The organism is Xanthobacter cornucopiae (genome assembly GCF_043195065.2).
Lineage (GTDB): Bacteria > Pseudomonadota > Alphaproteobacteria > Rhizobiales > Xanthobacteraceae > Xanthobacter.
In genome coordinates this window covers 2,179,729-2,193,316 of sequence record NZ_CM195531.1, presented here as the reverse complement: position 1 = coordinate 2,193,316, position 13,588 = coordinate 2,179,729, and the positions used below count along the sequence as shown (strand labels likewise).

The window sequence follows — 13,588 nt, the reverse complement described above, 5'->3', positions numbered from 1 at the left end:
GGACCTGGCTTTCTGCGTGCTGCGGCGACACATGCCTTAAATGTGGGCATGTGTCGCCGTAAAGTCGCGCTTCCGCCTCAGGACAGCCTTGTCTAACCTTGTCCCATCCACCCGAGGGCCGGACCGGCCCGCAGGACCAGGTGTTTCTTGATGTCCATCCTCGCGAGCCTGCATCACGTCACGAGCTATCGCTACGAGCGGCCCGTCTCGCTCGGCCCGCAGACCATCCGTCTGCGTCCGGCCCCGCATAGCCGCACCGAGATTCCGGCCTATACGCTGAAAATTTCACCTGCCCAACATTTCATCAACTGGCAGCAGGACCCCTTCGGCAACTGGCTGGCGCGCATCGTCTTCCCTGAGAAGGTGGAGGAGTTCAAGGTCGAGGTCGATCTGCTCGCCAAGCTCGACGTGCTCAATCCGTTCGACTTTTTCGTCGAGGAGTATGCGGAGAATTTCCCCTTCACCTATGCGCCGGAGCTGAAGGCCGAGCTTGCGCCGTATCTGGAGCTGGAGGAGGAGGGCGCGCTGTTCGACGCCTACGTCGCCGCGATCCCGCGCGACAAGCGGCGCATCGTCGACTTCCTGGTGGAGATCAACCAGAAGCTCCAGCAGGACATCGGCTACGTTATCCGCCTCGAGCCCGGCGTCCAGACCCCGGACGAGACCCTGGCGAAGAAGCTGGGCTCCTGCCGCGACACCGGCTGGCTGCTGGTGCAGGCCCTGCGCCATCTCGGCCTCGCGGCCCGTTTCGTGTCCGGCTACCTCATTCAGCTGAAGCCCGACGTGAAGTCGCTGGACGGCCCCTCCGGCACCGACGTGGACTTCACCGACCTGCATGCGTGGTGCGAGGTCTATGTGCCGGGCGCCGGCTGGATCGGCCTCGACCCCACCTCGGGCCTGCTGTGCGGCGAGGGCCACATTCCGCTGGCCGCCACTCCGCATTACCGGTCCGCGGCACCCATCACCGGCTACCTGATGGAGAAGTCCGAGACCGAATTCGGCTTCGAGATGAGCGTGGCCCGCGTCGCCGAGGCGCCGCGCGTCACCTATCCGTTCTCCGACGAGACCTGGGCGGCGCTGGACGACCTGGGCCGGAAGGTGGACCAGGACCTCGCCAGCGGCGACGTGCGCCTGACCATGGGCGGCGAGCCCACCTTCGTCTCCATCGACGATTACCAGTCCGCCGAATGGAACACGGAGGCGTTGGGCCCGCAGAAGCGGGTGCGCGCCGACGACCTGATCCGCCGCCTCCGCAAGCGTTTCTCGGCGGATGGCGTGCTGCATTACGGGCAGGGCAAGTGGTATCCCGGCGAGACCCTGCCGCGCTGGTCGTTCGATCTGTTCTGGCGCAAGGACGGCCAGCCCATGTGGCGGCGCGAGGACCTGATCGCCGACGAGGCGACTGACCATGGCGTCACCGCCGCCGATGCCGCGCGCTTCGCCACCGTGCTGGCCGAGAAGCTGGGCGTGGGCTCGCAATTCGTGCAGCCGGCCTACGAGGACAACATCTACTACATGTGGAAGGAGCAGAGCCTTCCCGAGAACATCGCCCCCGGTGACGAGCGCATGGCCGATGAGGTGCATCGGCGCATGCTGGCGCGCACCTTCAACCAGGGCCTGGGCACCGCCACCGGATCGGTGCTGCCGCTGCGCCGGATCTCCACCCCGCAAGGGCCGGCGTGGGCCTCCGAAGAGTGGACGTTCCGCCGCGACTTCCTGTTCCTGGTGCCGGGCGAAAGCCCCATGGGCTTCCGCCTGCCCCTGGATTCGCTGCATTATCTGGCGCCGACGCGGTATCCACACCTGGTGCAGATGGACCCGTTCGAGCCGCGCGGACCTCTGCCGAGCGCCGATGAGCTGGCGGACCGCTATCGCGGCACTGGCACCGACGGCCGCGAGCGCTACAGCGTGGCCCCGCGCACCGAGCCCTATGGGGTCGGCGAGCGCGCCCAGGTTCTGGTCAAGGAATACCTGCTGAAGCACGACCAGCAGATCTCCACCGCCGACACCCGCACCGCCCTGTGCGTGGAGCCGCGCGGCGGGCGCCTGTGCGTGTTCCTGCCGCCGGTGGAGATCCTTGAGGACTACGTGGACCTCATCGCCGCCGTCGAGCAGGTGGCCATCGAGCTCAACACGCCCCTGCATCTCGAAGGCTATCCGCCGCCGTTCGACTACCGGCTGAACCTGATCCGCCTCTCGCCCGACCCCGGCGTGCTGGAGGTGAACATTCATCCGTCCACCACCTGGGACGGCTGCGTGGAGGTGACCCGCGTCCTGTATGAGGAAGCGCGGCTGGCCCGGCTCGGCACCGAGAAGTTCATGGTGGACGGGCGCCACACCGGCACCGGCGGCGGCAACCACGTGGTGGTGGGCGGTGCCACGCCGGCGGACAGCCCGTTCCTGCGGCGGCCGGACCTGCTGAAGAGCCTGCTGCTCTACTGGCAGCGCCATCCCTCGCTGTCCTATTTGTTCTCGGGCCTGTTCATCGGGCCGACCTCGCAGCATCCGCGCATCGACGAGGCGCGGCACGACAGCCTGTACGAGTTCGAGATCGCGCTCTCCAAGATTCCGCTGCCGGGCGGAGACCTGCCGCCGGCGCCGTGGCTGGTGGACCGCCTGCTGCGCAACATCCTGGTGGACGTGACCGGCAATACCCACCGCACCGAGATTTCCATCGACAAGTTCTACTCGCCGGACGGGCCCACCGGCCGGCTGGGGTTGGTGGAGTTCCGCTGCTTCGAGATGCCGCCGGACTGGCGCATGAGCCTTGCGCAGCAATTGCTGCTGCGGGCCCTGGTGGCCCGCCTGTGGCGGGCGCCGGTGCAGGGCAATGCAGCGCGCTGGGGCACCATCCTCAACGACCGCTTCATGCTGCCCCATTATGTGTGGCAGGACTTTGAGGACGTGCTGGAGGACCTCGGCGACGCCGGCTACGTGTTCGATCCGGAATGGTTCAAGGCGCAGTTCGAGTTCCGCTTCCCGGCCTACGGCAAGGTGCAGCGGGCTGGCGTCGACCTGGAAATCCGCCAGGCGCTGGAATGCTGGCATGTGCTGGGCGAGGAAGGGGTGGTCGGCGGCACCGCCCGCTACGTGGACTCCTCGGTGGAGCGCCTGCAGGTGAAGGTCGAGGGCTTCAACCCCTCGCGCCACATCGTCACCTGCAACGGCCGGCGCCTGCCGGTGGCTCCGACGGGGCGTAACGGCACGTTCGTGGCCGGCGTGCGCTACAAGGCGTGGCAGCCCTGGTCGGGCCTGCATCCCACCATCCCCGTGCATTCGCCGCTCACGTTCGACATCGTCGACACCTGGAGCCAGCGTTCGCGCGGGGGCTGCATGTACACCGTGGCGCATCCCGGCGGTCGCAGCTACGACACCTTCCCCGTGAACTCCTACGAAGCGGAGGCCCGTCGCCTCGCCCGCTTCCAGGATTACGGCCACACGCCCGGCGTTACCCACGTGCCGGCCGAGACGGCGCCGGACGAGTTCCCCACCACCCTGGACCTGCGCCGGCCCATCGGGGTGTGAGACGGCGGGCGCGGAGCGGTTCAATGTGAGCCGCTCCGGCCGAGCCGGGGCCAAAGGGAGCAAGGCTGCCGATGAGGCTCGTCCCCTTTGGCGCGGGCGCGCGTTTCAATATGCGGCTGCGCCCGGTTGGCGCAGCGCGATCCTGCGGCGTCAGCCGCGGGGGCAGGCAGCGGCGGAGCGCAGGGGGATGCATCCGGCGGCCAGTCTGTCATAATTAAAACCCGGCCACGCGGCGGCCGTGGGGAAAGGGTCTTTCGTGTCCGGGGCGGAACAGCGCAGCGAAACATTCGAGAAAGCTGCGGCCGAGAGCCTGCTGGCCGGCTACCGCACCTTGCCCGGTGTCCGCGACGAGATGATGGACGCCGAGGGGCGGCCGCGCGCCCATTGGGTGCCGTTCCTGGCGGCGCTGGCGGAGCTTGGACCCGAGGAACTGCGCCGGCGGTTCGGGGCCGCCGATCGCTATCTCCGCGATTCGGGTGTCTTCTATCGCGTCTATGACGATGCCGGCGGCGGCGAGCGCCCATGGTCGCTCAGCCATGTGCCACTGCTGATCGAGCCAGCGGACTGGGCGGCGCTGTCGGTGGGGCTGATCCAGCGCGCCGAACTGCTGGAGGCGGTGCTTCAGGACCTCTATGGACCGGCCCGGCTGGTCAGCGACGGCGACCTGCCGGCGGCGGTCGTGGCCGGCAGCGACGAGTTCCTGCGCCCCCTGGTGGGGGTGAAGCCCCAGGGCGGGCGCTATCTGCGCATCTATGCCGCCGATGTCGGCCGCGGCCCCGACGGGCGCTGGTGGGTGCTGGCCGACCGCGCCCAGGCGCCCTCCGGCACCGGCTATGCCCTTGAGAACCGGCTGGCCATGACACGCGCCCTGCCGGATGTCTCGCGGGCGCTGCACATGCGGCGGGTGGCGAGCTTCTTTCAGGCCATGCGCACCTCGCTCCTGAAGCTGGATCGCACCGGGGAGGGCCGCATCGGCCTGCTGACCCCGGGGCCCATGAACGAGACCTATTTCGAGCATGCCCTGCTGGCGCGCTATCTCGGCTTCCTGCTGGTGGAGGGCGAGGATCTCGCGGTGCGGGGCGACCGGGTGCATGTGCGCACGGTGGCGGGCATGAAGCGCATCGATGTGCTGCTGCGCCGGCTCGACGCCGATTTCGCCGATCCGCTGGAGCTCAACGCACGCTCGCGGCTCGGCGTGCCAGGGCTGGTTCAGGCGCTGCGGGAAGGCGGCGTGGCGCTGGCCAACGCCCTCGGCAGCGGCCTTGTCGAGGCGCCGGCCCTGCTCGCGTTCCTGCCGCGCATCGCCATGCGGGTTCTGGGGGTGCCGTTGAAGCTGCCCCACGTGGGCACCTGGTGGTGCGGGCAGGACGCCGAGCGCGCGCAGGTGATGGAGCACCTGGACGAGCTGGTGATCGGCTCCGCCTTCGGGCGGCCGATGCCGGTCCTGCCCTCCGGCGGCTCCGTGCTGGGGGCGGACCTGAGCGCGGCCGAGCGGCGGCGGCTGTCGTCGCTGCTGGCCCGGCGCGGGGCCGATCTGGTGGGACAGGATATCGCCCGCCTGTCCACCACGCCGGTGTGGAGCGGCAACCGGCTGACACCCCGGCCGTTCATGCTGCGGGTGTTCCTCGCCGCCACCGACAAGGGGTGGGAGGTGATGCCGGGCGGCTTCTGCCGCATCTCCTCCACCCCCGACGCGCGCGCCATCTCGCTGCAGAAGGGCGACCGGTCGGCCGATGTGTGGGTGCTGGCCGAGCAGGCGGTGGCCGACACCTCGCTGCTGCCGAACCCGGAGAACGTCAAGGTGCGCCGCTCGTCGGGCACCCTGCCGAGCCGGGCGGCGGACAATCTGTTCTGGCTCGGGCGCTATGTGGAGCGGGCGGAGGCCACCTTGCGGCTGTCGCGGGTGCTGGCCGGGCGGCTGGCGGAGAGCGGCGACACCGGCCTCAGCCCGCTGGTGTCGCGGCTGCTGGGCCTGCTGGGCGCCTGGGGCGCCATGCCGCGCGACCTGGTGCGCGCCACGCCCGCCCGCTACGCGGTGGCGGTGCTGACCCGGCGCGACGTGCCCGGGGCGCTGCCGCAACTGGTGCTGGCGGCGCGGGCGGCGGCCTCGGTCATCCGCGACCGGTTTTCGCCCGATGCCTGGAAGGCGCTGGTGGACCTGGAGACCTGCGTGATGGCCCCGATCGCGGCGGCGCCCTCGGAAGCGGACGTGCACGAGCGGGCGGACGCGGCTTTGCGCATCATCGCCGCCTTCTCCGGCCTCGCCAGCGAGAATATGAACCGGCTCACCGGCTGGCGCTTCCTGCAGCTGGGCCGTCGCACCGAGCGGGCCATCAACACCCTGCGCTTCGCCCGCACCTTCGGCGAAAACGGCGTGCCCGGCTCCCTGGACGCGCTGCTGCAGGTGGCCGACAGCCAGATCACCTATCGCAGCCGCTACGTGATGATGGAGGCGCGCGGCCCGGTGCTGGACCTGGTGCTGCTGGACCCGGACAACCCGCGCTCGGTGGCGTTCCAGGTGGAGCGCATGGCCGACCACCTGCGCGTGCTGCCCGGGCGCGACCACGACGCACCGCCGCCGCTGTGGGAGCGCCTGGTGGCGCGGATGCGGGCGGAACTGGCCTGCGCCACCGCCGAATGCTTCGACGGGGCCTGGTTCGACGAGATGGAGAAGACCCTGATGCGGCTGTCCGACGAGATCGCGTCGCACTATTTCCTTCAGGGTCACTCCCCCGAAATGACCATGACCCTGGCCATGTGAGGCGGCGGCATGCTCTACGACATCCGCCAGACCACCTCCTATTCCTATGCGGTGCCGGTGCGCGTGGCGCGCCAGGTGCTGCGCATGACGCCGGTGGACCGGCCCGGCCACCAGCACGTCATCGCCCACGTGCTCGACCTCCAGCCGGAGGCGGCGGAGATCGAGCGGGGCACCGATTTCTTCGGCAACGGCCTCACCTGGCTGACCCTGGATCAGCCGCACGATTACCTGCAGATTTCCACCCGCAGCCGGGTGGACGTGACGGCGACGCCGCTGCCGGATGCGGCCGGCACCATCACTGTGGACGACGCGCGGGCGGCGGCCCATGGCAGCTTCGACCTCGGCCCGCGCTCGCCGGTGCACGGCCTGTTTCCGAGCCGGGGCATCCCCTTCGACGCCGGGATCACCGAATGGACCGCCACCAGCTTCCAGGGCGACCGGCCCATCCTCGACGCGGCGGTGGAGCTGATGCGGCGGGTTCACGCCGATTTCGTCTACGAGCCCGGCTCCACCCTGGTCACCACGGCGCCGCAGGAGGCCTTCGCCGCACGGCGGGGCGTCTGCCAGGACTTCGCCCAGGTGATGATCGCCGGCATGCGCGGCCTTGGCCTGCCGGCGCGCTATGTCTCGGGCTACCTGCGCACGGTGCCGCCGGAGGGCCAGCCGCGCCTGGAAGGCGCCGACGCCACCCACGCCTGGGTCGAGGCCTGGTGCGGCCCGGAGGTGGGGTGGATCGGCCTTGATCCCACCAACGCTATTCCCGCCGGCGACGATCACATCATCCTGGCCGTCGGCCGGGATTACGCGGACGTGGCGCCGGTGGATGGCGTCATCGTCTCCTCCGGCGACCATCTGCTGGCGGTGGGCGTGGATGTGATCCCGGTGGAACGCTGAGCCGGGATCGCGCCGGCCTCAGGCGGGCGGGCGGTAGGCGTCGCGGTAGCGATCGCGCAGCACGTTCTTTTGCACCTTGCCCATGGTGTTGCGCGGCAGTTCGGGCACGAAGATCACGCTCTTCGGCTGCTTGAACCGGGCCAGCCGCTCGTGGAGCGCGGCGATGACGTCGGTGGCGGCGAGGCGGGCGCCGGGCTTGAGCACCACCACGGCGGTGACGCCCTCGCCGAGATCGGGATGGGGCACGCCGATCACGGCGCTTTCCAGCACGCCGGGAATGGCGTCGATCTCGGTTTCCACTTCCTTTGGGTAGACGTTGAAGCCGCCGGTGATGACGAGGTCCTTGCCGCGCCCGACGATGGCGACGTAGCCGGCGGCGTCGATGCGGCCGAGGTCGCCGGTGATGAAGAAGCCGTCGCGGAAGTCCGCCTGCGTCTTCTCCGGCATCCGCCAATAGCCCTTGAACACGTTGGGGCCCTTCACCTCGATCATGCCGATCTCGTCCACCCCCAGCGGCCGTCCGCTGTCCGGGTCGGTGATCCGCACGGCGATGCCGGGCAATGCCGGGCCCACGGTGCCGGCGATGCGGGCGCCGTCATAGGGGTTGGAGGTGGTCATGTTGGTCTCGGTCATGCCGTAGCGTTCCAGGATGGCCTGGCCGGTGCGCGCAGCGAATGCGCGATGGGTCTCCGCCAGGAGCGGCGCAGAGCCGGACACGAACAGCCGCATGCCGGCGGTGGCCTCGCGGGTGAGGCCGGGGTGATCGACGAGGCGGGTGTAGAACGTCGGCACGCCCATCAGGCAGGTGGCCCGGGGGGTGGCCCGCGCCATCAGGGCCAGCACCTCGCCGGCCTCGAACCGGGGCAGGAAGATCATGGCGGCGCCGGCCAGCAGGATCACGTTGGAGGCCACGAACAGCCCGTGGGTGTGGAAGATGGGCAGGGCGTGGATCAGCACATCGTCGGCGGTGAAGCGCCACTGGTCGCGCAGAACCCGCGCATTGGACAGCAGGTTGTCATGGCTCAGCATGGCCCCCTTGGCCCGGCCGGTGGTGCCGGAGGTGTAGAGGATGGCGGCGAGATCCTCCGGTCCCCGCGCCACGTCCGCGAAGTCGTCCGCCTGCAGGGCGGCGGCGGCGGTGAGCGAGCCGGTGCCGTCCGCACCCAGCGTCTCCACCACCGGCACGTCCACGCGGGCGGCGAGGGCCTGCGCCTCGGCGTGGATGTCGGGGCGGCACACGAACAGCGCCGGCGCCGCGTCGGAGAGGAAATAGTCCACCTCCGCCAGCGTGTAGGCGGTGTTGAGCGGCAGGTAGACTGCCCCCGCGCGCACCGTGGCGAGATAGAGCGCCAGCGCCGGCCAGGATTTCTCCACCTGCGCCGCCACCCGGTCCCCCGGCTTCACCCCCCGCGCCACCAGCAGGTTGGCGAGCCGGCCGGAGAGCGCCAGGGCATCGGCATAGGTCTCGATGCCGCCGTCGCCGTGGTGGATCAGCGGCGTGGCAAGGTCCGGCATGGCGGCGCGGATGGCGGAGAACAGATGGTTCGCGCCGTGGCCGGTCTCGTTGCCGGTCCCCTGGCTGGCCTCGCGCGAGGGATCGATGGTGGTGCTGGCGTCGGTCATGGCGTTTCCCGGTGTGGTGTTTCAGCTGGTCGGCACCAGTGCGCGGGAGGCCAGGTCCGCGCGCAGCATCTTCTTCACGGCGGTGCTGGCCACCACGTCGCCCTTGCCGAAGAAGGTCTCGTGGTTCTTCTCGATGTCGGGGAGCACGTAGCGATAGTTCACCATCAGGCCGGCGGCTTGGGCGATGCCCTTGGGCGAGAGGTCGCCCATGACGTTGATGCGCTCCAGCCGCGCGCCGTTGCCCAGGTGGAAGCGCCCCACCGGGTCCACCGGCCGGCCCTTGGCGGTGCGCGCCACCAGGAAATAATAGGCGGCGGCCGCGCGCAAAACCGGAGCCAGGGCCTCGCGCGCCGCTTCCTGCTGCGGCCACTCGGGATCGTCGAGCAGCCTGAGGGTGTCGGTGTCTGCGGCCGTCAGCACCGCCGAGGAGCCGCTGGCGCGCTCGCCGTCCAGCCAGGCGCGGAACGCTGGCACCGGCGACAGCGTGACGAAGGTGGCGAGGTTCGGCAGCTCACGCGAAATTTCTTCCACCACCTGCTTGATGAGGAAGTTGCCGAACGACACGCCCGCCAGACCGCGCTGGCAGTTGGAGATGGAATAGAACACCGCCGTAGTGGCCTTGGTGGGGTCCAGGTGCTCGCGCGTCTGGTCGAGAATAGGCGCGATGGCGCCGGGAATCTCCTTCACCAGAGCCACTTCCACGAAGATCAGCGGCTCGTCCACCAGCGCTGGGTGGAAGAAGGCGTAGCAGTGGCGGTCGGGACTGTCGACGCGCGCGCGCAGGTCGTTCCAATCGCGGATCTCGTGCACCGCCTCGTAGCGGATGATCTTTTCCAGCACGTTGGCGGGCGTGGACCAGTCGATGCGGCGCAGCACCAGGAATCCCCGATTGAACCAGGTGGAGAACAGGTGGCCGAAGTCGCGGTCCACCGCCGAGAGGTCGCGCCGGTGCACCAGCGCGTCCATGAGGTGCTCGCGCATGCGCACCAGCGACAAGGTGGCCCGCGGGGCCATGTTGAAGCGGCGGAACAGCTCCAGCCGGCGCGGCTCGCTGGCGGCGTGCAGTTCGGCGATGGCGGCGTCAGAGCCGGTGCGGCCATAGGCCTCGGTGGCGGCGTCGAGACGGGCGCGGTCCACGCCGAACGTCTGCGCCAGCGCCTCGAAGAAGGCGATGCGCTCGCCGGTCTTCATGCGGCTGTAGCGGTCGAGGATGTCGGTGGCGAGGGCGACCCCCGAGGCCTCGCCCTTTCCGGAGAGCAGATCCTCGCAGCGCTCCACCAGGGTTGCCGCCTTGGTGGCGCCGCTGACGCGATTGGAGCGCTCCAGCAGGGCGCGGCCGCGCTCCGCGATGCTCGTCAGGAGGTCGCCGAAGAAGGAGGTGTTGGAACTCATGGTCTCAGGTCCCCGTGATCTGGTGCGAACGGGTGTCGCTGCCCCATGGGACAGGGGCGGCGCCCTGATGGCAAGGGGGAGCCCTGAGGAACAGGGGAAAGCGTCACGCGGCGTGGGGTGGGTCGCGCCCGCAGTGTCGCCCGCATGGGCCTTGAAAGAAAAGGGCTTTGCCGGGCTGGCCCGGCCAGCGGCGGGGCGCGGTTTGGGTTAAGATCACACCGCCCGGCACAGACGCGGGCCTGGACCGGCGCGCCCGTGCCCGGCGGCGTACGGCGGGCACGGCGCTGCTTTGTGTGCTTGGCGCCGACATGGCGGCAAGCGCCGGGAGGAAGGCCGTGGAGCCGGCCGGGCTGGGGATCGTCGGAGAAGGAGAGGGCCATGTTGCTGAGAAACGTTGTGCTCTGTGTCGCTGTCGGGACGGCCGCGCTGTCCGCGCTGCCGGCTGGGGCAGCGGACGTGAAGACCGCTCCGCTGCAGGGGGCGGACGGGGCCACCCACGGCACCGTTACCGTCACCGGCGCGCCCAAGGGCGTGCTGCTGCGCATCGAGGCCACCGGCCTGCCGCCCGGCTGGCACGGCGCGCACTTCCACGAGAAGGGCGATTGCGTGGCCCCAGGCTTCACCAGCGCCGGCGCCCATGTGCATGCGGCCACGCCGGTGGTGCATGGACTGCTCAACCCGCAGGCCAATGACGACGGCGACCTGCCGAACATCTTCGTGGGCGACGATGGCAAGGTGACGGTGGAGCTCTATTCCACCCTGGTGGCTCTGGAGCCCGGCACCAGCCGCCCGGCGCTGCTCGGGCCTGCGGGCGCGGCCGTGGTCATCCACGCCAGCCCGGACGATTACACCACCCAGCCCATCGGCGGTGCCGGCGCCCGAATCGCCTGCGCGGTCCTTCGCTGAGCCTCCGCCGGGTCGCGACCCATGGCGCGATCCCTGGCGCGACCCGGCCCGTCCTGGTCGCCCGGCTGCCCCGCCTCTTGGTGCGGAAGAAGCCGCTGCCGGGTCCGGCGGCGGCTCACGCTGCCGCCGTCAGACGCGCGGTGCCGGCGGATCATCGCGGGCTCGTCGCCCGCCGCCTCGGCCGCAGGGGGGGGTGCCCCCCTGGCGACCTCCTTCCTCGCCCCCTTCCGATCCCCCGTTTCGCCGGCGTGCCCGGCTTGCCTTCGGCTGGCGATGCCCGCACTGTCGGCGGCAATAAGAATGGTGACAGGGGGGAGGGGCCCATGGCGCACACGGCCGACGTGTCGCAGCCGTATGACTATGTGATCGTGGGGGCGGGGTCCGCTGGCTGCGTGCTGGCGAATCGTCTGTCCGCCGATCTGGCCGCGCGCGTGTGCGTGATCGAGGCGGGCGGCACCGACGACTGGATCTGGTTTCATATCCCGGTGGGCTATCTGTTTGCCATCGGCAATCCGCGCGCCGACTGGTGCTTCAAGACCGAGCCCGAGGCGGGGCTGAACGGACGCGCGCTGTCGTATCCGCGCGGCAAGACCCTTGGCGGATCCTCGGCCATCAATGCCATGATCTACATGCGTGGCCAGGCGGGAGATTACGACCACTGGCGCCAGCTCGGCCTCGACGGCTGGGGCTGGGACGACGTGCTGCCCCTGTTCAAGCGCCACGAGGACCATTTCCTGGGGCCGAACCGGTTTCATGGCCGGGGCGGGGAGTGGCATGTGGAGTTCCCGCGCGTGACCTGGCCGCTGCTCGACGCGGTGCGCCGCGCCGCCGCCGAGGACGGCATCCCGCCCATCGACGATTTCAACACCGGCGACAACGACGGCTCCTGCTATTTCCATGTGAACCAGAAGCGCGGCCTGCGCTGGAGCTCGGCGCGCGGCTTCCTGAAGCCGGTGCTGGCGCGGCCCAATCTCGATCTCGTCACCACCGGCCATGTGGAGCGCGTGACCCTGGAGCAGGGGCGTGCCAGCGGTGTCGTGGTGCGGATGCCGGATGGCGGGCGGCGCACCATCGCCGCCCGGCGCGAGGTGGTGCTGGCGGCGGGGGCGGTCGGCTCGCCGCAACTGCTGATGCTGTCGGGCATCGGGCCGGGCGCGCATCTCTCCGGCCTCGGCCTTCCGGTTCATCACCATCTGCCCGGTGTCGGCGGCAATCTGCAGGACCATCTGCAATTGCGGACGGTGTTCAAGGTGTCCGGCATCGGCACGCTCAACGAGCGGTATCATTCGATTCTGGGCAAGATCGGCATGGGCCTGGATTTTGCATTGCGTCGGCGCGGTCCATTGACCATGGCGCCCTCCCAGCTTGGCCTGTTCACCCGCTCATTCGCCGACAAGGAGCGGGCGGATCTGGAGTTCCACGTCCAGCCGCTGTCGCTGGACAAGTTCGGCGAGCCGCTGCACCGCTTTCCGGCCTTCACCATGAGCGTGTGCAACCTGCGCCCCACCTCGCGCGGGACGCTGCGCCTCAAGAGCCCCGATCCGTCGGCGGCGCCGGCCATCCAGCCCAACTATTTGTCCACCGACGAAGACCAGCGGGTGGCCGCGCAGTCCATCCGGCTGGCGCGCCGCATCGTCGGGCGCCCGGCGCTGGCGGCCTATGCGCCACAGGAAGTGGTGCCGGGCCTTGCCTTCGCCGATGCCGACGAAGCGGCGCTGCGCCGCGCTGCGGGCGATGTGGGCACCACCATCTTTCATCCCGTGGGCACGGCGCGCATGGGCCTGCCGTCCGATCCGGCGGCGGTGGTGGATGCGCGCCTGAGGGTGCTGGGGGTGCCGGGGCTGCGGGTGGTCGATGCCTCCGTGATGCCGACGATCCCGTCCGGCAACACCAACTCGCCCACCATCATGATCGCCGAGAAAGGCGCAGCCATGATCGGCGAGGACTGGCGGTAGGGCGCGCCGCGACGCCGGGGCCCTGCGGCGCGCGGTCAACCAACAATGCGCCCGCCTCCGACGAGACCTGTGCGAAATGTCCCAGCGGGAGTTGCCGGATGCCGAAGCATCGACTATGAAAACAACCGCAGGCGTCCAACGCCGCTGCACCCGTAGCTCAGCTGGATAGAGCGCCGCCCTCCGAAGGCGCGTGTCAAGCCGGCCGATGTGAAAAGTGTGAAGAAAAGAGTTTTTGAATTCAATGGCTTGTGAGGGTTGGCTCGCGGAGCTTAACTTTCGCAGGAAATCCGAGTAAGCACTGCGTAAGCAGCAGGCACCCGTAGCTCAGCTGGATAGAGCGCCGCCCTCCGAAGGCGGAGGCCACACGTTCGAATCGTGTCGGGTGCACCATTTCAACTAATAGTTGTCTTGACGGTTGGGTGGGGGCGCCCGTTTTTGTCCCCGCGCTGAAAGCTGATTGGCCGCCTTGGCAGGGTTGTAAAGCGGCCCTTACTGCATACGAATCCCGTCTTCTCCAAAATTCGACAGTGTA

Annotated in this window: 7 protein-coding genes and 1 tRNA gene; 6 read left to right on the top strand and 2 right to left on the bottom strand. The window is 69.7% G+C overall.

Annotated elements, in window-relative coordinates:
* Positions 1-150: 150 nt before the first annotated feature.
* The 3 genes from V5F53_RS09780 to V5F53_RS09770 all read left to right on the top strand — a co-directional run bounded on the left by V5F53_RS09780 (position 151) and on the right by V5F53_RS09770 (position 7,180).
* Positions 151-3,525 carry a transglutaminase family protein gene (locus V5F53_RS09780; protein ID WP_393998233.1) on the top strand — a complete coding sequence of 1,125 codons (3,375 nt, stop codon included), beginning with the start codon at positions 151-153 and terminating at the stop codon, positions 3,523-3,525.
* A 256-nt stretch (positions 3,526-3,781) separates the two neighbouring features.
* The gene (locus V5F53_RS09775; protein ID WP_393998232.1) at positions 3,782-6,286 is read left to right on the top strand and encodes a circularly permuted type 2 ATP-grasp protein; all 2,505 of its coding nucleotides are present in this window, start codon (positions 3,782-3,784) and stop codon (positions 6,284-6,286) included.
* Positions 6,287-6,295: 9 nt separating this feature from the next.
* Complete coding sequence (locus V5F53_RS09770) at positions 6,296-7,180, top strand: transglutaminase family protein (protein ID WP_393998231.1); 885 nt, start codon at positions 6,296-6,298, stop codon at positions 7,178-7,180.
* 18 nt (positions 7,181-7,198) lie between these two features.
* Here the strand turns inward: V5F53_RS09770 and V5F53_RS09765 are convergent, their stop codons facing one another.
* Positions 7,199-8,803 (bottom strand): malonate--CoA ligase, encoded by a 1,605-nt coding sequence (locus V5F53_RS09765; protein WP_393998230.1) that lies wholly within the window; start codon positions 8,801-8,803, stop codon positions 7,199-7,201.
* Positions 8,804-8,824: 21 nt separating this feature from the next.
* Positions 8,825-10,195, bottom strand: a complete 1,371-nt coding sequence (locus V5F53_RS09760) for a malonyl-CoA decarboxylase (protein WP_393998229.1) — start codon at positions 10,193-10,195, stop codon at positions 8,825-8,827.
* 378 nt (positions 10,196-10,573) lie between these two features.
* Here V5F53_RS09760 and sodC point away from each other — a divergent pair, with 378 nt between their 5' ends.
* From sodC to V5F53_RS09745, 3 genes are all read left to right on the top strand, one after another.
* Positions 10,574-11,101, top strand: a complete 528-nt coding sequence (gene sodC / locus V5F53_RS09755; RefSeq protein ID WP_393998228.1) for a superoxide dismutase[Cu-Zn] — start codon at positions 10,574-10,576, stop codon at positions 11,099-11,101.
* Positions 11,102-11,424: 323 nt separating this feature from the next.
* The gene (locus V5F53_RS09750; RefSeq protein WP_393998227.1) at positions 11,425-13,056 is read left to right on the top strand and encodes a GMC family oxidoreductase; all 1,632 of its coding nucleotides are present in this window, start codon (positions 11,425-11,427) and stop codon (positions 13,054-13,056) included.
* A gap of 313 nt (positions 13,057-13,369) precedes the next feature.
* Positions 13,370-13,446, top strand: a tRNA-Arg gene (locus tag V5F53_RS09745).
* Positions 13,447-13,588: the final 142 nt, after the last annotated feature.